A 22014-nucleotide genomic window follows, 5' to 3' on the forward strand; every position below is an offset into this window, starting at 1 on the left:
ATATCACATTTTGGTTCTGGCAGAAGATGAAACGTTGTTTACGTAATGACGAATGACCTTGTGGCCGCTGGCTTGACGGGCATACCCAGAAAGTTTCTTCTTGAAAGCTGTTCCAAGGCTGATCCTCCTCTTGCGCGTCGATGCGCGCATTGATTTCATTGGCTCGTGAATGTTTACCCCTCGTGCTTGCTCCTTGTGCTGTTTGAAGATGAAAATGTGATGCAAAAATCCCAGACCGCACCTGACCGTGGCCGAACGTCTTGGGAATTGTGCGTCTCAGCCCCATGTGTAGTTGGAATACGTCTAAGACACGATCTAAACCGTACGCCTGCGTTTAGACCGTGTCAATAACCCATGCGACTTATGTCAACACAATGGCGGGACCGGATCCGAAGCCGGTGCGTGGCCGACGAGGCAAGGCTGGCATCCGCAGAGTTCGGACATCTTCGCAGATCATTTATCGAATGAATTGATACGTTGGAAAATTTACAGGCGAACCCGCGAGCGGCCCGATGCCCACCCCGATCACATTGCTGTGCCTGATCCTGGCCGCGAACGCTGCGCCCATCCTGCTCTGGCTGGCGCTGGGCGAACGCCTGGGCCGACCGCTCGACGGCGGGCACACCCTCCCCGACGGCCGGCCGGTGTTCGGTCCCGGCAAGACCTGGCGCGGCGTGGCCTCGGCCCCCGTGGCGTGCGCCGCGCTCGCGGCGCTGCTCGGCCTGCCGCCCGCACTCGGCGCCGCGATCGGGCTGGCCGCGATGGGCGGCGACCTGCTGTCCAGCTTCCTCAAGCGCCGGCTCGGCCTGGCCTCGAGCCGCCCGGCGCCGGGCCTCGACCAGATTCCGGAGTCCCTGTTCCCGGCCCTGCTGGCGGCCGGCCCCCTGGGTCTCGGGCCGGGCGAGGTGTTGCTCGTGATGGCCCTGTTCTTCGTGCTGGAACTGGTGCTGTCGCACCTGCTCTACCGCCTCGGCCTGCGCCGCTATCCGATCTGACGCAAGCGCGGCCGCGCCCTCTCACTGCTTGCGCAGACGGTGCAGCGTCACCTCGGGACGGTTGTTGAGGCGGATATCCACCACGGAGGAACCCGTCCCGGCCGAGGTGTAGCCCTGCATCGCGTGGTGCCGCCAGCCGCCGCGGCACACCCGGCGCGGACACTTCGCGTTCAGCATCAGCGGCACCCCGCCCGGCAGACAGATCTGCCCGCCGTGGGTGTGGCCGCACAGCATCACATCGAAGCCCGCGTGCGCCGCCTGCTTGTACACCTCGGGACTGTGGGCCAGCAGCAGCGAGACCGCGTCAGGCGGGATGCCGGCGCGGGCGCGCTCAAAATTGTCCGCGCGGTAATAATGCGGATCGTCGACGCCGGCCAGATGGAGTCCGGCGTCGCCGCGCCGCAGCACGACGGACTCGTTCAGCAGCATGCGCACACCCATGGCCTCCAGCGCCGGCACCATGCGGATCGAGTCGTGGTTGCCCAGGATGCCGTAGACCGCGCCGGCCAGATTCGCGCGCAGCCGGCGCATGCCGTCGAGGGCGCCCTCGATCGGGCCGGCCGTCAGATAGCGGAAATCCCCGGTGAGCACGCACAGGTCGTACTCCAGATCGCGCACGCGCGCGCTGACGATGCCGGGAAACGCGTCGTCCATGTCCAGGTGCATGTCGCTGAGCTGCAGGATGGTGAAGCCATCGAAGGCGTCCGGCAGGCGGGGCAGCGCGAATTCGTTGCGCCGCACCTCGATCCGGCGCGCGTTGCGGCGGCCGCGCCCGTGCATGCCGACCAGGCGCAGGCTGTGGCGGATCACCGCATGGATCGAATACCAGTTCTCCAGATGGAAGAAGTTGCGGCCCTGGCCGAACACCAGATGTTCGCGGTCGGCCTCCACGCCGAGCCGCTGGTCGAGATGCAGGCGTCCCACCCGGGACTCGAGCGACCGATACAGCTCGGCGCGCCCCGGATCCTGCGTCACTCCCCCCACGCTAATGGATCCGGCGCATCATGAGGGCCGCGCCCACGAGCAGCAGCAGCGTCGGCAGCACCGCGCTCAGCACCGGATTGAGGTCGTAGACCAGCCCGAGGTAGCTCACCGTCTGGTTGATCAGATAGAAACCGATGCCCACCAGCACGCCGATCAGCATGCGCTGGCCCACGCCCACCGAGCGCAGCGGGCCGAATACGAACGGCAGGGCGGCGAACACCATCACGCAGGTCGCGAACGGCAGCGCGATCTTGCCCCAGAACTCGAGCTCGTAGCGCCCCGAGCTCAGCCCGTTCACCCGCAGATACCGGATGTAGCGATAGAGGCCGCTGACCGAGAGGCTGTCCGGCTTGATCGCGATGATGTCGAGCAGATCGGGCTTCAGCTGCGAACGCCAGGTCAACTCGGGCAGGCGTTCCATGGTCACGCCGTCCGGGCCGATCGTGCTCCGGCTGACCCTGGTGAGATGCCACTCACCGTTGGCATAGGTGGCGCTCTTCGCGCGGGAGATGCGTGTGAGCGCGCGCTCGGCGTTGAATTCATAGATGCGCACGTCGAGCAGTCCGCCGCCCGGCATCACCGTGCGCACGCTGATGAAGTCTCGCTTGTCGCGCGTCCAGAAACCGTCTCCGGTGCGCAGGGAATCGCTGCCGGCCAACGCGCTGGAACGCAGGGTGGCGGCGCTCTGCTCGGCATCCGCGACGACCCACTCGCCGATCCAGATCGCGAACACCACCAGCAGCAGCCCGGCCTTGACGGCGGCCCAGGAGATGCGCGCCAGCGAGACGCCGGCGGCGCGCATGATGACGAGCTCGTTGTTGCTCGCGAGCACGCCGAGCCCGATCAGGCTGCCGATCAGCGCCGCCAGCGGCATCAGCTCGTAGGTCAGGCGCGGCACGCTGAGCAGCACGTAACGGATCGCCTCCCAGGCGCCGTAGTCACCCCGCCCGATCACGTCGAGCTCGCCGATGAACTCGATGAAGGCGAACAGCGACAGCAGCACGCAGATGACGAGGAAGGCGCCCCCGATCACCGCCTTCCCGATGTAGACGCCCAGGATCTTCACGCCGTCCTCCGCCCGAACATCGAGCTCAGCACCCAGCCCAGCCCGTACTGGCGCACGAACAGCGCCCAGACGCTGAACAGCAGCGCCAGATGGACCCACCACATCCCGATCCCCGGCGCGAGCCGGCCGAGCGCCACCCAGGAATTGGAGACACCGAGCAGGTTGTTGTAGATCAGATAGATCAGCACCGCGACGAACAGCTTGGCATACTTGCCCTGGCGCGGACTGGTGCGGCTGAGCGGCACCGCGAGCAGCGCCAGCAGCAGCACCGACAAGGGCATCGAGATCCGCCACTGCAGCTCGGCCACGTCCGCCGGATCGTCTGAACCGATCAGATCGGCGCTGGGGCGCGCGCGCTGCTTGCGCAGGGTCGGCGCGACCTCGCGGGCCTCGATGCGCACGGCATGCTCCTTGAAACGGATGATCTTGAAGTCCGCTTCCCCCGGCAGCCCCTCGTAACGGTAGCCATCCAGCAGCACCAGGTACTGCGCCCCCGTCTCGTCCTGCCAGCGCCGCCCGCTGTGCGCGGACAGCACCACCTCGGCGGCGCCAGGCTTGCGCTGCTGGATGAAGACATCCTGCATCAACTGGCCGTCCGCCGACATGCGCTCGAAATACATCACCCCGTCAGCCCCTGACGGCTCGGTGAAGCGGCCGGCGACGAGCCCCGTCAGCAGGGACTGTGACTGCTGGGCGTCACGCAGGCGATAGTTCTCTTCCTCGGCCCACGGCGCGATATAAAAGGAAACCGCCGCGACGGTCGCGGCGACCACCAGCGCCAGCCCGATGACCGAGCGATAGATCTCGCGCACGCTGACACCGCAGGCCGTCAGCGCGGTCATCTCGCTGTCCTTGTAGAGGCGGCTCAGGCCGAGCAGCGTGGCCATGAACAGGCCCAGCGGCAGGATGATCACCAGGACGGTCAGGGCCTTCATCGCCAGCAGGGCCAGCACATACTCGCTGGCCAGATCACCCGCGCTGGCATCGGCCAGGATGCGGATGAAACGGTTGCTGAGGAATATGACCAGCAGCACGAACAGCACCACCAGCAGGGTGTAGAGGATTTCCTTCAATATGTAGCGGTCGATGACCAAGCGCGGGATCCTTGCTGAGTGGCGGCAGGTGGAAAATCAGCCTGATTGCGGTAAACTTCCGCAGGACCCGCGGGCGTCCGCGGCGGTCGACAGGGCGTCGCCGCCTTCCCGGTCAACGTCATCCCGATCTTCTGGAGCACACATGAATTTCACCGTCAAAAGCCTCGCCGCCGGCAAGCATCGGTCGGCCTGCGCCGTCGTGGGCGTGTTCGATGGACATCGCCTCAGCGCCTCGGCGCAGGATCTCGACCGGCTGTCGCACGGCCATATTGTAAACATTTTGAAACGCGGCGACATGAAATCCACGCCGGGGCAGACCCTGTGCCTGTACAACGTGCCGCGCGTGAATTCCGAACGCGTGCTGCTGGTGCGCTGCGGCAAGGAAAAGGAGCTCGACGCCGCCCGCTACCGCAAGATCCTCCACGGCGCCGCCGCCGCTCTGGCGAACCTCGGCGTCAAGGAGGCCGTGTCCTTCCTGCCCGAACTCGAGGTGAAGGACCGCGACCTCGACTGGCGCCTGCGCAAGACGGCCGAGGTCACGCGCGAGGCGCTCTACCGCTTCGACCGCCTGAAGAGCAAGCAGGACGCCAACGGCGCGCCGCAACTGCGCCGCCTCGTCCTCAACATCGCCGATGAAACGGAACTGGCCGCCGCCCGCACGGCGGTGGAACAGGGCCAGGCGATCGCCAACGGCATCGCGCTGGCGAAGGACCTCGGCAACCTGCCGGGCAACATCTGCACGCCGAGCTACCTGGCCGGCGAGGCGCTCCGGCTCGCGCGCGGCAATCGCCGGCTGCAGGCGAAGGTCCTCACCGAGAAGGAGATGAAGGCGCTGAAGATGGGCTCGCTGCTGTCGGTCTCGCGCGGCAGCCGCCAGCCGCCGCGGCTGATCACCCTCAGCTACCACGGCGCCGCCCGCACCGAGGCGCCCTACGTGCTGGTCGGCAAGGGCATCACCTTCGACTCCGGCGGCATCTCGATCAAGCCGGCCGCCACCATGGACGAGATGAAGTTCGACATGTGCGGCGCCGCCTCCGTGCTCGGCACCGTGGTCGCCGTGGCCGAAATGGGCCTGCCGATCAACGTCGTCGCGGTGGTGCCGAGCTGCGAGAACCTGCCCGACGGCAATGCGACCAAGCCGGGCGACATCGTCACCAGCATGTCGGGCCAGACCATCGAGATCCTCAACACCGACGCCGAGGGCCGCCTGATCCTGTGCGACGCGCTGACCTATTCGGCACGCTTCAAGCCGCGCGTGGTCATCGACGTCGCCACCCTGACCGGGGCCTGCGTCGTCGCGCTCGGCAAGGAGTGCAGCGGCCTGTTCAGCAACGACGAGGAGCTGGCGCAGGACCTGCTGCAAGCCGGCACCACGAGCGGCGACCGCACCTGGCAGCTGCCGCTGTGGGAGGAATACCAGGACTCGCTGAAGAGCAACTTCGCCGACATGGCCAACGTCGGCAACCGCGACGGCGGCGCCATCACCGCGGCGTGCTTCCTCGCCCGCTTCACCAAGGACTACCGCTGGGCGCATCTCGACATCGCCGGCGTGGCCTGGCTCGGCGGCGGCGCCAAGGGCGCCACCGGACGGCCGATCCCGCTGCTGACGCAGTACCTGATCGACCAGGCGCAGGGGTGACGGACATCGTAGCCCGGATAGAGCGCAGCGGCATCCGGGGATCGACCAGGTTTCCCGGATGCCGGCGCTACGCGCCTGTATCCGGGCTACATGCTGCCGACGCCGCGGCGTCTGGAACCACGCAGGCCGCGGAAATCGTAGCCCGGATAGAGCGGAGCGGCATCCGGGGATCGACCAGGCTTCCCGGATGCCGGCGCTGTGCGCCTGTATCCGGGCTACATGCTTCCGACGCCGCGGCACCTGGAACCACGCAGGTCGCAGAAATCGTAGCCCGGATAGAGCGGAGCGACATCCGGGGATCGACCAGGTTTCCCGGATTCCGGCGCTGCGCGCGTGTATCTGGGCTACATACTCAATCCGGGCGAGGCACGACCACTCCATCACCGACACCCTCCCATGACCGCCCCGCCCCGCGTTGATTTCTATGTCCTGCCCGGCGACGCGCCGGCGGCGCGCGACCAGCTCGGCTGCCGGCTGGCGGAGAAGGCCTGCAAGATGGGGCACCAGGTCTATCTGCACGCGGAGTCGGAGGCGCACGCGCGCCGGCTCGACGAGCTGCTATGGACCTTCCGCGCTGGCAGTTTCCTGCCCCACGCGCTGCTGGGCGACGACCCGCAGCCGCCGCCCCAGGTCCTGATCGGCAATGCCGGGGGCGCCGCGCCGCCCGCGCGCGACGTGCTGATCAACCTCGCCGCCGACATGCCCGACTTCTTCGACCGCTTCGAACGTGTCGCCGAGATCGTGGACCAGTCGGAGGACGTCAAGCGGGCCGGGCGCGAGCGCTTCCGCCGCTACCGCGAGCACGGCTGCCAGCCCGAAACGCACAAGCTCGACTGACGGCGCCGCCTTCGCTGCCGCGGACGGGCATTCTCCGCTACAATAAGCCCCTCATCCGCACAAGCATCCGAACGAGCCGCTCCAGGACCTTAATCCGCCATGGACAAGAGTTACGACCCGCACGCCCTCGAACAGCGCTGGTACCACCACTGGGAGGACGAAGGCTACTTCGCCCCGGCCGGCGACGGGCAATCCTACTGCATCATGATCCCGCCGCCGAACGTCACCGGCACGCTGCACATGGGCCACGCCTTCCAGGACACCCTGATGGATGCCCTGACGCGCTACCACCGCATGCGCGGCGACACCACCCTGTGGCAGCCCGGCACCGACCACGCCGGCATCGCGACCCAGATGGTGGTCGAGCGCCAGCTCGCGGCGAAGAACATCACCCGCCACGACCTCGGCCGCGAGAAGTTCATCGACGAGGTGTGGCGGTGGAAGGCGCAGTCGGGCGGCAGCATCACGCGCCAGTTGCGCCGCATGGGCGCCTCGGTGGACTGGGCGCGCGAGCGCTTCACGATGGACGAGGGCCTGTCGGAGGCGGTGCAGGAGGTGTTCGTCCGCCTCTACGAGGAAGGCCTGATCTATCGCGGCAAGCGCCTGGTCAACTGGGACCCGGTGCTGCACACGGCGCTGTCCGACCTCGAGGTGCTGTCGCAGGAAGAGGATGGCCACATGTGGCACATCCGCTATCCGCTGGTGGCCGGCGCCGGCCATCTGACCGTGGCCACCACGCGCCCCGAGACCCTGCTCGGCGACGCCGCCGTCGCGGTACACCCGGACGACGCGCGTTACAAGCACCTGATCGGCCAGCAGGTCGAGCTGCCGCTCACCGGCCGCCGCATCCCGGTCATCGCCGACGACTACGTCGACCCCGAGTTCGGCAGCGGCTGCGTCAAGATCACCCCGGCGCACGACTTCAACGACTACCAGGTCTGGCAGCGCCACCGCGACGAGACCGAGCTGATGGCGCTGCCGCACAACGGCCTGATCAATATCTTCAGCATCGACGCGCACATCGCCGCCGACGAAACGGAATCGCCCGCTTACACACTGCTCCCCGAAAAGTACCGCGGCCTCGACCGCTACGACGCGCGCAAGCGCATCGTCGCCGAGCTCGATGCCCAGGGCCTGCTGGAGCGCACCCAGGCACACAAGCTGATGGTGCCGCGCGGCGACCGCTCCAACGCGGTGGTCGAACCCTACCTGACCGACCAGTGGTACGTGCGCGTCGCCCCGCTCGCCGGGCCGGCCGTGCGCGCGGTCGAGACCGGCGCCATCCGCTTCGTGCCGGAGAACTGGAGCAAGACCTATTACGAGTGGATGCGCAACATCGAGGACTGGTGCATCAGCCGCCAGATCTGGTGGGGCCACCGCATCCCGGCCTGGTACGACGACCAGGGCAGCGTCTATGTCGGCCGCAACGAGGCGGAGATCCGCGCCAAACACAAGCTCGGCCCCGAGGTGAAGCTGGAGCAGGACGCCGACGTGCTCGACACCTGGTTCAGCTCGGCGCTGTGGCCGTTCTCGACGCTGGGCTGGCCGCAGCAGACCGCTGCGCTGAAGACCTTCTACCCGACCAGCGTGCTGGTCACCGGCTTCGACATCATCTTCTTCTGGGTCGCCCGCATGATCATGATGGGCCTGAAGTTCATGGACGACGTGCCGTTCCGCGAGGTCTACATCCACGGCCTGGTGCGCGACGCCCACGGCCAGAAGATGTCGAAGTCCAAGGGCAACGTGCTCGACCCGATCGACCTGATCGACGGCATCGAGCTGGAGGCGCTGGTCGCCAAGCGCACCAGCGGCCTGATGCAGCCGCAGATGTCGCGCCAGATCGAGGCCGCCACGCGCAAGGAATATCCGGACGGCATCCCCGCCTTCGGCGCCGACGCGCTGCGCTTCACCTTCGGCGCACTGGCCTCCACCGGCCGCGACATCAAGTTCGACCTCAACCGCATCCAGGGCTACCGCAACTTCTGCAACAAGCTGTGGAACGCGGCGCGCTACGTGCTGATGAACACCGAGGACAGGGACTGCGGCGCGAACGGCGGCGCGGTCGAGCTGAGCCTGCCCGACCGCTGGATCCGCTCGCGCCTGCAGGTCGTCACCCGCGAGGTCATCGACCACTACGACGGCTACCGCTTCGACCTGATGGCGCAGGCGATCTACGAGTTCGTCTGGAACGAGTACTGCGACTGGTACCTGGAGCTGTCGAAGCCGATCCTGACGAATCCCGACAGCCCGGAGGCGCTGCAGCGCGGCACGCGCCGCACGCTGGTCGAGGTGCTGGAGACCATCCTGCGCCTGGCCCACCCGCTGATCCCGTTCATCACCGAGGAGATCTGGCAGCGCGTCGCGCCGCTGGCCGGCAAGCAGGGCGCCACCGTCATGCGCCAGCCCTACCCGCTGCCGCGGGACGAGCTGCTCAACGCCGCCGCCGAGACCGAGATCCGCTGGATCATGGATTTCGTCATGAACGTGCGCAAGATCCGCAGCTCGATGAACATCGCGCCGTCGAAACTGCTGCCGGTGCTGCTGCAGGGCGGCAACGACGCCGACCGCGCGCTGCTGACGGCGAACGAAGGCTTCCTGATGACGCTGGCGCGGCTCGACTCGATCCGCTGGCTGGACGCCGCCGAGATCGCGCCCGAGTCCTCCACCGGGCTGGTCGGCGAGATGAAGCTGATGATCCCGATGGCCGGCCTGATCGACAAGGACGCCGAGCTCGCCCGCCTGCAGAAGGAACTCGACAAGCTGAGCGGCGACATCGCCCGCTGCGAGGCCAAGCTCGCCAACAAGGATTACGTCGACCGCGCCCCGGCCCACGTCGTCGCCAAGGAACGCGACCGCCTGGGTGAACTGCGTCACAGTCATGAACAACTGCAGCAACAGCAGGCGCGCATCCGGTCGATATAATCTTCGACCCATCCGGCCACGGAGGGCCGGCCCAAGGGGTCAACCCGCCGGATTCCTCATCTCCACGTGAATCGAACCTGCCCCCGCGCCGGGGGAAACCTGTAAATTCGTCATCCCCGCGGCATTAGAGCTTGCCCCCGCGAAGGCGGGGGCGGGGATCCAGAACATCAAATAACTCAAGCCCCTGGATTCCCGCTTGCGCGGGAATGACAACCAAGCAATCATTTCACAGGCTCTACCAAGGAGACACCGCCATGAAAAAGACCGCCCTGATATTCTCCCTGTTCGCCCTGCTCCTCTCCGCTGCCCTCGCCATCGCCGGCGAAGTCAGCCGCGCGCAGTTCACCACCGCCGTCGACGCGCGCGAACCGGCGGACGACCTCAGCGAGGCCGCCGCCGCAAATACGCAAAAGATCTATTTCTTCACCGAACTGCGCGACCTCGAAGGCCAGACCGTCACCCACCGCTGGACCTACAACGGCAACACGATGGCCGAAGTCAGCTTCACCCCGGGCAGCGCCCGCTGGCGCGTGTGGTCGAGCAAGGAACTGCTGCCGGACTGGACCGGCACATGGACGGTGGCGGTAGTCGATGCCGGCGGAACCGTCCTGACGGAAAAGAGCTTCGAATATAAGTGAACTCTCAAACGGAATCGGGGACAGATTTCAAATCTGTCCCCTTCTTTTCTTATTCAGCCGCCCCATCCAACCTCACCCCCTCCCACTCAACAAGCGATCCAGCTGATCCGCAAACGCCTTGCGATCCGCCTGGCTCAGCGGCGCCGGACCGCCGGTCTGGATACCGCTCGAACGCAGCGTGTCCAGGAAATCCCGCATCACCAGCCGGTCACGGATCGTATCGGGACTGAACAATTCACCGCGCGGACTGAGCGCCCGCCCGCCCTTAGCCAGCGTCTCGGCGGCGAGCGGGATGTCATTGGTGATAACAAGATCACCGTCCTGCATCCGCTTGGCGATCTCGTTATCGGCGACGTCGAAACCGGAAGCTACCTGGAGCTGTTTGATATATGGCGACCGGGGTACGCGCAGCGGCTGGTTGGCCACCAGCGTCAGCGAAAGTCGGGTGCGTTCGGCGGCGCGGAAGAGAATTTCCTTAATCACCACCGGACATGCGTCAGCGTCGATCCATATATTCATATCACTAGCATCCATTTTGTTCATATAGCCGTGCGCAATGGGAACAAGCACGATTTTACTGCCAATTACTCACAACCAATACTGACTAGGAGTGGCAACCAAGTTGGCAAGATCATAACAGCAGAGATAGCGGGCGCTTAGAGATTGGAAACCAGCCAGTGAAATTGACCGGACAGGTCGAGCAGCGACAGGGATTCGGACCGTAGAAATTATTGATCGACCTTAAAGAAATAGTCGTTAAGAAAATATCTTTCAAATACAACCAGAAGACTCGGAACTCACCCTCAAAAATGACCCTCTACAAATCTAGCTAGTTAGCTTAAGTGTGTGCTCACCCTTTTTATAGTGAGGACCAACGACATATTGACTCTTATCGAGTTCTGGATCGATCATTGATGTCGTAAATATCAATTGATAATCCCTCTCTAACTTGTCACACATCGCAACAATTTGTCTCTGAAAATTTTGGCTCCTAGACTCTGTCATCCCTTTATCTTCAATATTATCGACGAGCAAGAATCTCGGGAATCTGGCTCCTTTATCATTTATGCAATGGAGGTATATGGCTATCCTAATCGAATTTTTCATAACAACCATTGAACTTGCAGAGAACTTCGAGCGCCCATTAACTCGCATTCTATCTCTGTCAAAATCAAATAATACTTCCTCAACGTGCTCAAAAGCATTCTCATAACCACCATCCATATGGAGAATATCTGTAGCTATTGCCTCAATATTTGAATACACATAATCATGCCTGTTCTTGGTTGAAGCCTCTAAAATTGCGAGCTTATCCTCTAAATCTGTGATAGCGTTTTGTGCAAGTTCCTTTTCATTAATAAGCCGCTCCACTTCACCTATCATTTCTTTCTTCTCTTCCAAAGAAGAAATAATCCCTCGCTTATATCCTATTGCAGCATCAATGTCAGATACTAGGGCGTCCACAGAGCTTAGACTAGCCGCCATTTTGCGATAGTCTTCTTTGAGGAAATCAATTTCCCTTGAAACAACCGGTAGCCTAGAATTAATCTCACTGACTTTAGTCTTATAGGCTTCCAGCAACTGCTCACTCTCTCGTCTCTGGAAATGTATTTCATTAGACATCTGAATGTATGCATACCGTCGATGCGTCGCCGTCAATTCTTCTTTACATAAACCACAATGGTTGTGGCTCTCTCGAGAATTAATAGGAGATAAACAAGCTGGACAGTACTTGAAAATCAACTCACCAATTTCTGCATTGGTTGTTTTTGATTGCTCTAAAGCATCTAAGCGCTGCGCTAAGGAATCCATAAATAATGAAGTATCCACTATCTCAGAACTTAACATCTCCTTCTCTTCTCGAAGATGCTGAGCTTCATAAGAAAGGGCTTCCATTCTTTGGAGTATTTCCCTAACGTGACCTTTAATTTCTTCATTAAGTTTTTCTAAGTCCTCAACTTTTAATTGCTCTTTTCTTCTATTTAACTCATCGATTTCACCCAAAATATTTCTAATTTCATTATTCAGATATTCTTCGCGAAGAATAGAGTTTGTCGCGCCAACAAACCGGTAGATGGCTCTTAATTCTGCATTCGCTTTATCGAACCTAGAGTTCGCCTCAATAAGCTCTTGCCTGAGATTATGCGCATCTAGATTATCAATACCCAACAAATATTCACCAATTGCGCGCCTGATAGAAGAATTATCAAACTTCTTGTCTTCTTTTAGCAGCTTAGTGGTCTCTGATAACTGATCAATGTATATCAACCGCAATATCTGGTGCATTGTAAGGTTCTTACTGTCATCAGTTTTATGAGACGGGAGAGATAGAAGCTCAAATAGCTTTTGAGAGTAACTCTGCACTGAGTCACTGCGAGCATTGGGATATCTAAACCATTTTGACAAATCTAAAAACGCACCATCTATCTCCCCTTCAAAAATATACATCGCACTTTTACCAGATTCTGTAATTTCCCTTTTTAAGCAATAAGGGACATAGTTCAAATGTACCTCGATGATTGTTTCATCACATAATTCCTGCTCAGTGGTCCATTCAGTAAGCTCTGCACCTAATGCAAAATACATTAGGTCCATTATCGTCGACTTACCCGTTGTATTATCTCCACGAATAATATTTAGCCCGAGTTTAAACCGTTGATCGTAGACAAATTGATCACCACGCCTAACTATAAAGCGCTTGACCATTAAGAAAGGCGGGGCGATAGCGTCTGCCTTGCTATCCATCATATCTATATTCCATCAAATCCGACCTCGACTTCAGGCCATTTTTTCCCTCAAAGCTAACCAACGGAAGTTCATTCACTAAGAATTGAAACCATTCTTCATATACCACAGCGTCATCATGAATTGCGCGCGCCAATCGATCAGGAATAGCCTCATCAGTTCGAGACACTAAACCTACTTTGAATTTCTCTGGGTTAATTAGATTCTTAGCAATCAAGTTATGCAATGCAGTATTCTGGATCGGCATCATTTCGTGAAATATGCGCTTGTCATTTGGAATTGCTTCGTAAGCGGAAGGAATTTTCGACAAGATCTTCTTATAAGCAATTAACTCTCTAGGAAACGGGCTAATATCACTAAGCAAATGAGGAAACACCGAATAAAAATCCAGCAACCGCAACCGATCCCATTGAAACTGAGAGTAACCACTTGTTTCTAAGAAGCGAAGCAGGCGATATATACAATGATTTATATCGTATACAGGATGGTAAATTAACATCACTTACTCCAAAGTAAGTGGCATTTTCCCGTAAGAAAATAAAGCATCCCAGAAACATGTTGCATGTTTATTGAAACATTAAATCCGACTATAGCCTTATATACAGGCTCACAAATATGCCGATGCACAGCTGCATCGACAATCTCTTTACCACTATTATTCAAGATGAGCGGCCTTACATATTGATTGAAAGAGGTTTCTATAACAGCCAAAACATGCGCGTAGACATACTGCTCAACTTTAGAAAGTTGATTTCTGGCAATCTTTCTTTCAAATTTATTCTTATAGTAGACGGCATTTTCTATCAAATCTTCCCGACCACCCCCAACCAACTTAGCTTCTACACCTATAACCTCTCGATCAGGTCGATCGGTAGTATATTCTGCAAGCTCCTCGATTATGCCCTCAAACTCGGGGGTATTAGATATTGTCTCTTGAATAGCCTTAATTGCTTTCTCTAGCGAATGTACTTCTTCTGGATATACTTTCTTATCTCCAAGAACAAGATCCCCAGTTTTACTATTGTAAATATCTAGGCTATTACTCACGCTCGCCGCCTTTATTTGTTGTTTTATTGCCAAATACAATATCGCCATCAACTCTAGAACCTGAAATGGTTGCCGACTTAGTTTCGACAGTGCTTCCAGATTTACTAATTAAGTCAGATTTCCCAGCGCGATTACGGTAAACAAATATAGAAAGTATCAAAGCGGAACCTAGGACGCATAGAATTCCAATGATTAGATAGAATGCGTTTTGGCTTCCAAAATACTTAACTACTTCTTCCGAAAAAGCCCTATTTATGAACAAGGCAAGAAGGAAGCCGACTACCGCAACAGGGCCTGTAACCGATAGCGCCTTTGCCCAGAATTTATCCATGCGCGCTCCTCTATAAACCAATTGATTCCGACTTATATCTAAAGTCACGCTTCAGCCACATTTCACGACAACACATAGAAAATGAAGTCGACGATCTCTAAGCAGGACTTATCTTTTTAGTGTTTATACTTGTGGTAATGAATTTCACTTAGCTAAATTTTAGTATGCTGAACGCAGCGCTTAGCGCTGCTTCATATGCACGGTCAAATTATCGCCACTACTCTAACGAACCACCCAACTATCCACAAGGTATCGCGATTAATCGCGACGAATATACTACCTAAGTATTAATGACAGAACTCGCAATCAATCAGCTGCGATTCAAATTGTTCAAAATTAGATTTTATAAAATCCGACTTCGCCTCGCAGGCTTAAACAGAATAATAGGGGACGGACCACGGTTGTCGCCACTGATACTCCTCAACCAGAATGATCAACCCTCGTGAAACCGTGATCTACCCCTGTTTCTGCTCCCCAGTTAGGCCTTGAAGAACTTAAACGTCCCCTCATCATCGCAATGCGCCACATTGAACCTGAACCACGGCGACGGTTCCTGATGTGGCCGGAACATATTCCCCGGTGCGAGCATGATGCCCCTGGCTGCGGCCTGACTGGCGACTTCGGCGGTATTGGCAAGGTCGTCGCGCCGCGCCCAGATGAACATCCCGCCCGCCGGCTCGCAGTGCAGGGTGAAGCCTAGGGCTTCGAGGCGGGCAATAGTTTTGTCGCGCGCCTGCTGCAATTTCATGCGCAGCTTGTCGAGGTGCTTGCGGTAGTGGCCTTCGATCAGGAGCTGGTGCATCAGGCGCTCGCTGATCTCGGAGGTGGTCAGGCCGGTCAGCAGCTTGACGTCGCACAGGCTGCTCGCGATCTCCGGGTTGCAGACCATGTAGCCGACGCGCAGGCTGGCCGAGACTGACTTGGAGAAGCTGCTGACGTAGATCACGCGCTTCAACTGGTCCAGCGTCGCGAGGCGCGTGGCGTTCCCGGGATGGAAGTCGCCGTAGATGTCGTCCTCGACGATCATCATGTCGTATTTCTCGGCGAGCTGCAGCATGCGGTAGGCGACGGGCTGGCTGATGGTGGCGCCGGTCGGGTTGTGCAGGATGGTATTGGTGAAGAAGAACCTGGGCCGATGCTCCTTGATCAGCGCCTCCATCGTCTCGACGTCGGGACCGTCGGCGTTCCACGGCACGCCGACGATGCGCGCACCGAAGGATTTCAGCCCGCCGTACAGGATGAAATAGCCCGGGTCGTCGACCAGAACGGTATCACCCGCGCGGATGAAGTGACGCGCGACCAGGTCCATCGCGTGCGTGACGCCCGAGGTCAGGATGATCTGCGGCAGATCGACGCCGATCCCGATGTCGAGCAGGCGGTGGCGCAGCAGTTCGCGCAACGGCAGGTAACCGCTCGGCGTGCCGTAGGCGGTGAGGAATTCCCCGTCGCGCAGGGACAGCGCGCGCAGGCTCTTCCGGATGCCGGTCTCCACCATCCATGAGGCCGGCAGCCACCAGGCGCCGGGCATGGTCCGGCTGCTGCGGTGCTCGAGCGAATTGCGCAGCAGCCACACCACGTCGACCGCGCTGTCCGGCTGGCAGGTGCCATCCGGCGATTCCTGCGGCCTGGGGCGCGGTGACACATAGAATCCGGAGCCCTGCCGGGAATTCATGCAGCCCATCGCCACCAGCCGGTCGTAGGCCTGGACCACGGTGAAACGGCTGATGCGGTGATCCTGCGCAAAGCTCCGGATCGAAGGCATGCGCGACCCGGGCCGGATGGCGCGCTCGTCGATCAGTTTCTTCACCCCGTTCACGATCTGATCGATCAGCGGGAGGGAATCATTGGAGTCCAGACTGACAATTGGCATGGTCGGCGGCCCGGTACAGGATCGATAAGCAACAGCAAAACTGTACCTGTAGTGTACTGGTCATTCTCCCGTAATGTAAACCGTCGGACAGAATAAGGATGGGAGGGACATGGCATGAAAGGAAACGGTCTGTATCTGAAGGAAACGGCGGTGGTCCTCGTCGGCATGGCCGTGGTTTTTCTCGGCGACTTCCTGCTCGGGGTGCGGATCGAGCGTTTCAGCGGCATGGCCACCTTCACCCCGTACTGGATCCTCGATGTCTTCCTGGTGCCGTTCATCGCCGGTTACGTGGTGGCAAAGCTGTACGGCGAAAAGAACGGGAAATGGCTCGCCTGCCTGCCGCCGTTCATCGTCCGCGGCTTCGGTGTCCTCTATCTGTATTTCACCGACCCTTTATGGCACGAGGATCTCTTCTTCCATATGCACCTGCACTACTGGGCGCTGTGCGTCATCCTGGCGGTCGAGGCCGCGAACCTGGGTGGGGTGCTGGGTGAGTTCAAGCTGGGCGCCTACATTCGCAACGACGAGAGGATGAACCGAAAGGACAAGGCCGTGGCCCAGCCGGGCATGAACCCGTGATCGAACACATTTCCACTATCACACAGGAGGCACATCATGAATGAGATGGTAATGGCATGCGCGCTGGGACTCGTCATCGGCGTGGTCCTGTTCTTCATCTGCGCGTTCACCGGCTACATAGACAAGTGGACGGCCTACCTCGTCAGGAAATCGGGACGCCGGGAACCGGGATGATCGCCGATGGTCATGGCCGCGTTTTGCATCGAAACCACCGAGGAGACATCATGAGCCAATTCGACTGCCCCAGCTGCAAACAGCCCGCCTTCTCATCATGGGATAAGTATCTCGCGGCGAAATGGAAGATACTGGTCTGCCCCCATTGCGAGCGGCGTATCACTTCGCAACCCTTGATACTGGCGGGCTTCTACCTGCTCTACCTTGCGGATGTGATCGATCTCGGCTTCCTCGCGTATTTAACCGATAATCTGTACTGGATCGCGGCGATGGTGGTGATCTGGGGAATCCTGGACATGTTCAGCATACACCTACCGCTCGCCGCGCTGGGCAGCACCAGTCCGAAGTCACAGGCGAATCCGCTGGAACATGGCGCGCTGGAACAGGACGCGCTGCACAGCAGATAGGTCAGCGCTCAGAAAAAGAAAACGTCACGGGGACAGGCGATTGTTCCTGTCCCCGTGACGCGGTGCACTGCTAGGCCAGATCGAACCGATCCAGTTCCATCACCTTGGTCCAGGCCGCCACGAAGTCGTGCACGAACATCTCCTGCGCGTCGGCGCTGCCGTAGACCTCGGCCAGCGCCCGCAGCTCGGAGTTCGAGCCGAACACGAGGTCGACGCGCGTGCCGGTCCACTTGACCTTGCCGGTCTTGCGGTCGCGGCCTTCGTAGACGCTGGTCTGCTTCGCGACCGGCTTCCACTCCGTGCCCATGTCGAGCAGGTTGACGAAGAAGTCGTTGCTCAACGCCCCCGGCTTCTTCGTGAAGACGCCGTGCTTCGCGTCGCCGACGTTGGCGCCCAGCACGCGCAGGCCGCCGACCAGCACCGTCATCTCCGGCGCGGTCAGCGTCAGCAGTTGCGCCTTGTCGACCAGCAGCGCCTCGGCCGGCAGCGCGGTCCCGGCCTTGACGTAGTTGCGGAAGCCGTCGGCGGCCGGTTCGAGCCAGGCGAAGCCGGTGACGTCGGTCTGCTCCTGCGTGGCGTCCATGCGGCCCGGCGTGAAGGGCACCTTCACCGTGACGCCGGCCTTCTTCGCGGCGTTCTCGATGCCCGCGCCGCCGGCCAGCACGATCAGGTCGGCGAGCGAGACCTTCCGGCCGCCCTTGGCCTTCTTGTTGAACGCGGCCTGGATGCCCTCCAGCGTCTTCACCACCTTCTTCAGTTGCGCCGGCTGGTTCACCGCCCAGTCCTTCTGCGGGGCGAGCCGGATGCGCGCGCCGTTGGCGCCGCCGCGCTTGTCGGAGCCGCGGAAGGTGGAGGCCGAGGCCCAGGCGGTCGAGACCAGTTGCGCGACGGTCAGCTTCGCGGCCAGGATCTTTTCCTTCAGTTCCTCGATCTCCTTCTTGCCGATCAGCTTGTGATCGACCGCGGGGATCGGATCCTGCCAGATCAGCGCCTCCTTCGGGACCTCGGGACCGAGGTAGCGGGCGCGCGGCCCCATGTCGCGATGCGTCAGCTTGAACCAGGCCCGGGCGAAGGCCTCGGCGAAGGCCTGCGGGTCGTCCTTGAAGCGGCGCGAGATCTTCTCGTAGGCCGGGTCGAAGCGCAGCGACAGGTCGGTGGTCAGCATGGTCGGCTTGTGCTTCTTCGATGGATTATGCGCGTCCGGGATGATGGCGGGGGCGTCCTTCGCCACCCACTGGTGCGCGCCGGCCGGCGATTTGCTCAACTCCCATTCGAAGCCGAACAGGTTCTCGAAGAAGTTGTTGCCCCACTGCGCCGGCGTCGTGGTCCAGGTCACTTCCAGGCCGCTGGTGATCGTGTCGCCGCCCTTGCCCGAGCGGAACGTGCTCGCCCAGCCCAGGCCCTGCGCCTCCAACGGCGCTGCTTCCGGGTCGGCCCCGACGTGGGTCGCCGGGCCGGCGCCGTGGGTCTTGCCGAAGGTGTGACCGCCGGCGATCAGCGCGACGGTCTCCTCGTCGTCCATCGCCATGCGCGCGAAGGTCTCGCGGATGTCCTTGGCCGCGGCGACCGGATCGGGCTTGCCGTTCGGGCCTTCCGGGTTGACGTAGATCAGGCCCATCTGCACGGCCGCGAGCGGATTATCGAGATCGCGCTCGCCGGAGTAACGCTTGTCGTCGAGCCACTTCGTCTCGGCGCCCCAGTAGACGTCCTCGTCCGCCTCCCACACGTCCGCGCGCCCGCCGCCGAAGCCGAAGGTGCGGAAGCCCATCGATTCCAGCGCGACGTTGCCGGTCAGGATGATCAGGTCAGCCCAGGAGATGCGCTTGCCGTATTTCTGCTTGACCGGCCACAGCAGGCGGCGCGCCTTGTCCAGGCTGACGTTGTCCGGCCAACTGTTGAGCGGCGCGAAGCGCTGCTGCCCGCGCCCGCCGCCGCCGCGGCCATCGCCCGAGCGGTAGGTGCCGGCGCTGTGCCAGGCCATGCGCACGAACAGCGGGCCGTAGTGCCCGAAGTCCGCCGGCCACCAGTCCTGCGAGTCCGTCATGACTTTCAGCAGGTCTTTCTTCAGCGCGGAGTAGTTCAGCTTCCTGAACTCCGCGGCGTAGTCGAAGTCCTCGCCCATCGGGTCGGACTTGGCGGAATGCTGGCGCAGGATATTCAGCCGCAGGCGATCGGGCCACCAGTCGCGGTTCGACGTGCCCGTCCCGGCCGTCTGGTGCATCGGACATTTGCTTTCGGACATAACGCGAATTCCCTCCGTGTTAAAACATCTGTAGTCAGGGCCCTATAGTCTCAGCCCTTTCGGCCACGCCGGACCAATCGATTTTAACGAAAGCCTCGATAGAGGGCGGTAATCATAAAAGGTTAGAGGGGCGGGATGTCAAAATAATGACGGACTTAAGGATGGGGACAGATTTCAAATCTGTCCCCGTTTCCCTTTCCGTTGTGAGGGGGACAGATTTGAAATCTGTCCCCCACCCCAGGTCTGCGGTTAACGCCTAATGCTCCCGCGTCGCGAGGAATTCGATGTCCGGCCAGCGTTCCTGGGTCAGTTGGAGATTGACGCGCGTGGGGGCGATGTAGACCAGCGCGCCGCCGCGACCTGCAGCTGCACTCGACACCGTGCTCGTGCTTGAGGCGGTGCGCGATATGGGTCGGGTCAACAGCGTTGACGAAAAAGGGTTCTATCTGAAGTTCCCAGAATTTCCCGCGTGCGCGGGGATGACGCCAGCATCGTTGTCAGCCCCGCACCTCACAACCCGTGTCGTCGCAACCGCCTCCACCGCTGCCGCCCGGTCTGGCCAACGGCACCTCTACCGATGAGGACCACGGTTCCGCGAGCAATCGCCCCAGGGTCACGCCTACCCGCAGGTCGTCCGGGCGGCCGAACTCATGAAAGCGGACATGGCCGGCGCGGTCGATCAGGACCAGCGTCGGCGTGCCGCGCATGGCGTAGGCCTGCATGGTCGCGGGCACAGAGCGGCCCGACACGGCGACATCCACGCCGACGGGATGGGTGATTCGATATTCGTGCAGGAAGGCCTCGAGCGCCAGCGGGGTCATCGCCGCATGATGCTCGAAGACCGTATGCAGGCCGATGACGATCACACCCTCCTGCGCGTACTGGCGATGCACGCGCTCGGCCTGCGGCACACCGTGGCTGACGCAGCCCGGACACAGCATCTGGAAGGCGTGCAGCATCACGACCCGGCCGCGCAGGCCGGAGAGAGCTAGCGGACGGTCGGTATTGAACCACTGGCCGACCTGCCAGTCCGGCGCCGGCACCGATTGAATCGTCATCTCATCTCCTCCGCATCACGGCCCCAAGGGATACTCAGATCACACCCTGCGCCAGCATGGCGTCCGCGACCTTGACGAAGCCGGTGATATTCGCGCCATCGACATAACTGATGCCACCGTCCGGGCGCCGGCCGTACTGCAGGCAGGCGGCGTGGATGCCGTGCATGATCTCCCGCAGTCGCGCGTCCACCTCCTCCCGCTGCCAGGACAGGCGCATGGCGTTCTGGCTCATTTCCAGGCCGGAGGTGGCGACGCCGCCGGCATTGCTGGCCTTGCCCGGCGCGAACAGCACGCCGGCGTGCTCGAAAACCCTCACCGCCGCCGCCGTGACGGGCATGTTCGCGCCCTCGACGACGCATGCGACGCCATTGCCGACCAGGGTGCGGGCATCATCCTCATCCAGTTCGTTCTGCGTCGCGCAGGGCATGGCCACATCCGCCGGGATGGCCCAGGGCCGCACGCCGGGCAGGAACCGGGCGCCGACACGCCGGGCATAATCGCTCACCCGGCCGTAGTGATGGTTCTTCACGTCCATCAGTTCTGCCAGCTTCTCCGGCGTGAAGCCGGACTCGTCCAGCACTGTGCCGCCGGAATCGGACACCGTGATCACGCGGGCGCCCAGGTTGATGGCTTTCTCCACGGCGTACTGCGCCACGTTACCGGAGCCCGAGACGGCGACGCGCAGGCCCTGCAGGGTACGTCCGGCGTGCCCGAGCATCTCCTCGGCGAAGTAGACGGCACCGTAGCCGGTGGCCTCCGGGCGGATCAGCGAACCGCCGAAGGACAGCCCCTTGCCGGTGAAGACGCAATCGGCGCGATTCGACAGCTTCTTCATCATGCCGGACATATAGCCGATTTCACGCCGCCCCACGCCGATGTCGCCGGCGGGGACATCGGTATCGGCGCCGACGTGGCGGAACAGCTCGCCGACGAAGGCCTGACAGAAACGCATAATCTCGCCAGGGCTGCGATCCTTGGGATCGAAATCCGAGCCGCCCTTGCCGCCGCCCATGGGCAGCGTGGTCAACGCGTTCTTGAAGGTCTGCTCGAAAGCGAGGAACTTGAGGATGGACAGGTTCACCGACGGGTGAAAACGCAGGCCGCCCTTGTAGGGACCGATGGCGGAACTGTGCTGGATGCGGTAGCCGCGGTTGACCTTGACCTCGCCCTGGTCGTCCACCCAGGCGACGCGGAACATGATGATGCGCTCGGGCTCGATCAGGCGATCGAGCAGGCCGTGCTCGGCATAGCGCGGATGCATCGAGATGAATGGCCACAGGCTCTCCATCACCTCGGCCACCGCCTGCAGATATTCGGGCTGCCCCGATGCGCGCTCCGCCACGTACGCCATGAACTCCTGGAAACTGGAATACTTCATCTCATTCA

20 protein-coding genes are annotated in these 22014 nt (G+C 60.9%); 8 read left to right on the forward strand and 12 right to left on the reverse strand.

The genetic code is table 11. The features are described 5' to 3' along the window. Positions 1–512 precede the first annotated feature (512 nt). A complete protein-coding gene (locus IPM20_06730; protein MBK9131319.1) occupies positions 513–995 on the forward strand; it encodes a CDP-archaeol synthase in 483 nt (160 codons plus the stop codon). A gap of 21 nt (positions 996–1016) precedes the next feature. Here IPM20_06730 and IPM20_06735 read toward each other — a convergent pair whose 3' ends face one another. The 3 genes from IPM20_06735 to lptF are packed head-to-tail and all read right to left on the reverse strand — an operon-like array spanning position 1017 to position 4139. After that, complete coding sequence (locus IPM20_06735; GenBank protein MBK9131320.1) at positions 1017–1943, reverse strand: metallophosphoesterase family protein; 927 nt, start codon at positions 1941–1943, stop codon at positions 1017–1019. A 37-nt stretch (positions 1944–1980) separates the two neighbouring features. Further along, positions 1981–3045, reverse strand: coding sequence for an LPS export ABC transporter permease LptG (lptG, locus tag IPM20_06740; protein ID MBK9131321.1), 1065 nt, complete (start codon positions 3043–3045; stop codon positions 1981–1983). Further along, positions 3042–4139 carry an LPS export ABC transporter permease LptF gene (gene lptF / locus IPM20_06745; protein MBK9131322.1) on the reverse strand — a complete coding sequence of 366 codons (1098 nt, stop codon included), beginning with the start codon at positions 4137–4139 and terminating at the stop codon, positions 3042–3044. The genes lptG and lptF overlap by 4 nt, the downstream gene beginning before the upstream one ends. 142 nt (positions 4140–4281) lie before the next feature. On the opposite strand from lptF, the gene IPM20_06750 reads away from it, so the two are divergent. The 4 genes from IPM20_06750 (at position 4282) to IPM20_06765 (ending at position 10175) form a co-directional block, all read left to right on the forward strand. Next, on the forward strand, positions 4282–5778 hold the full coding sequence (locus tag IPM20_06750; GenBank protein ID MBK9131323.1) for a leucyl aminopeptidase: 1497 nt from the start codon (positions 4282–4284) through the stop codon (positions 5776–5778). 396 nt (positions 5779–6174) lie between these two features. Further along, positions 6175–6615, forward strand: coding sequence for a DNA polymerase III subunit chi (locus IPM20_06755; GenBank protein MBK9131324.1), 441 nt, complete (start codon positions 6175–6177; stop codon positions 6613–6615). Positions 6616–6714: 99 nt separating this feature from the next. Then, positions 6715–9537: a valine--tRNA ligase gene (locus tag IPM20_06760; protein ID MBK9131325.1), complete on the forward strand. Its 2823-nt coding sequence runs from the start codon at positions 6715–6717 to the stop codon at positions 9535–9537. A 254-nt stretch (positions 9538–9791) separates the two neighbouring features. Next, on the forward strand, positions 9792–10175 hold the full coding sequence (locus tag IPM20_06765; protein ID MBK9131326.1) for a DUF2914 domain-containing protein: 384 nt from the start codon (positions 9792–9794) through the stop codon (positions 10173–10175). A 72-nt stretch (positions 10176–10247) separates the two neighbouring features. Here the strand turns inward: IPM20_06765 and IPM20_06770 are convergent, their stop codons facing one another. From IPM20_06770 to IPM20_06795, 6 genes are all read right to left on the reverse strand, one after another. After that, complete coding sequence (locus IPM20_06770; protein MBK9131327.1) at positions 10248–10694, reverse strand: YaiI/YqxD family protein; 447 nt, start codon at positions 10692–10694, stop codon at positions 10248–10250. A 306-nt stretch (positions 10695–11000) separates the two neighbouring features. Further along, a complete protein-coding gene (locus tag IPM20_06775) occupies positions 11001–12923 on the reverse strand; it encodes a hypothetical protein (protein ID MBK9131328.1) in 1923 nt (640 codons plus the stop codon). Beyond that, on the reverse strand, positions 12913–13311 hold the full coding sequence (locus tag IPM20_06780; protein ID MBK9131329.1) for a hypothetical protein: 399 nt from the start codon (positions 13309–13311) through the stop codon (positions 12913–12915). The genes IPM20_06775 and IPM20_06780 overlap by 11 nt, the downstream gene beginning before the upstream one ends. Positions 13312–13418: 107 nt before the next feature. After that, positions 13419–13967, reverse strand: coding sequence for a hypothetical protein (locus IPM20_06785; protein ID MBK9131330.1), 549 nt, complete (start codon positions 13965–13967; stop codon positions 13419–13421). Further along, the gene (locus IPM20_06790; GenBank protein ID MBK9131331.1) at positions 13960–14298 is read right to left on the reverse strand and encodes a hypothetical protein; all 339 of its coding nucleotides are present in this window, start codon (positions 14296–14298) and stop codon (positions 13960–13962) included. The genes IPM20_06785 and IPM20_06790 overlap by 8 nt, the downstream gene beginning before the upstream one ends. A gap of 478 nt (positions 14299–14776) precedes the next feature. Continuing rightward, positions 14777–16168: a PLP-dependent aminotransferase family protein gene (locus tag IPM20_06795; GenBank protein MBK9131332.1), complete on the reverse strand. Its 1392-nt coding sequence runs from the start codon at positions 16166–16168 to the stop codon at positions 14777–14779. Positions 16169–16282: 114 nt separating this feature from the next. Here IPM20_06795 and IPM20_06800 point away from each other — a divergent pair, with 114 nt between their 5' ends. Genes IPM20_06800 through IPM20_06810 form a run of 3 tightly spaced genes read left to right on the forward strand, consistent with a single transcriptional unit; the run spans position 16283 to position 17328 of the window. Then, the gene (locus IPM20_06800; GenBank protein ID MBK9131333.1) at positions 16283–16747 is read left to right on the forward strand and encodes a hypothetical protein; all 465 of its coding nucleotides are present in this window, start codon (positions 16283–16285) and stop codon (positions 16745–16747) included. Positions 16748–16783: 36 nt separating this feature from the next. Continuing rightward, positions 16784–16921 carry a hypothetical protein gene (locus IPM20_06805; GenBank protein ID MBK9131334.1) on the forward strand — a complete coding sequence of 46 codons (138 nt, stop codon included), beginning with the start codon at positions 16784–16786 and terminating at the stop codon, positions 16919–16921. 50 nt (positions 16922–16971) lie between these two features. Further along, positions 16972–17328 (forward strand): hypothetical protein, encoded by a 357-nt coding sequence (locus IPM20_06810; GenBank protein MBK9131335.1) that lies wholly within the window; start codon positions 16972–16974, stop codon positions 17326–17328. Between the two features lie 70 nt (positions 17329–17398). On the opposite strand, the gene katG is transcribed toward IPM20_06810, so the two are convergent. The 3 genes from katG to gdhA all read right to left on the reverse strand — a co-directional run bounded on the left by katG (position 17399) and on the right by gdhA (position 22006). Beyond that, positions 17399–19570 carry a catalase/peroxidase HPI gene (gene katG, locus IPM20_06815; protein MBK9131336.1) on the reverse strand — a complete coding sequence of 724 codons (2172 nt, stop codon included), beginning with the start codon at positions 19568–19570 and terminating at the stop codon, positions 17399–17401. Between the two features lie 497 nt (positions 19571–20067). After that, the gene (locus IPM20_06820; protein MBK9131337.1) at positions 20068–20628 is read right to left on the reverse strand and encodes a redoxin domain-containing protein; all 561 of its coding nucleotides are present in this window, start codon (positions 20626–20628) and stop codon (positions 20068–20070) included. 34 nt (positions 20629–20662) lie between these two features. After that, complete coding sequence (gdhA, locus tag IPM20_06825; GenBank protein ID MBK9131338.1) at positions 20663–22006, reverse strand: NADP-specific glutamate dehydrogenase; 1344 nt, start codon at positions 22004–22006, stop codon at positions 20663–20665. Positions 22007–22014: the final 8 nt, after the last annotated feature.

Source organism: Gammaproteobacteria bacterium, assembly GCA_016716465.1.
Lineage (GTDB): Bacteria > Pseudomonadota > Gammaproteobacteria > SZUA-140 > SZUA-140 > JADJWH01.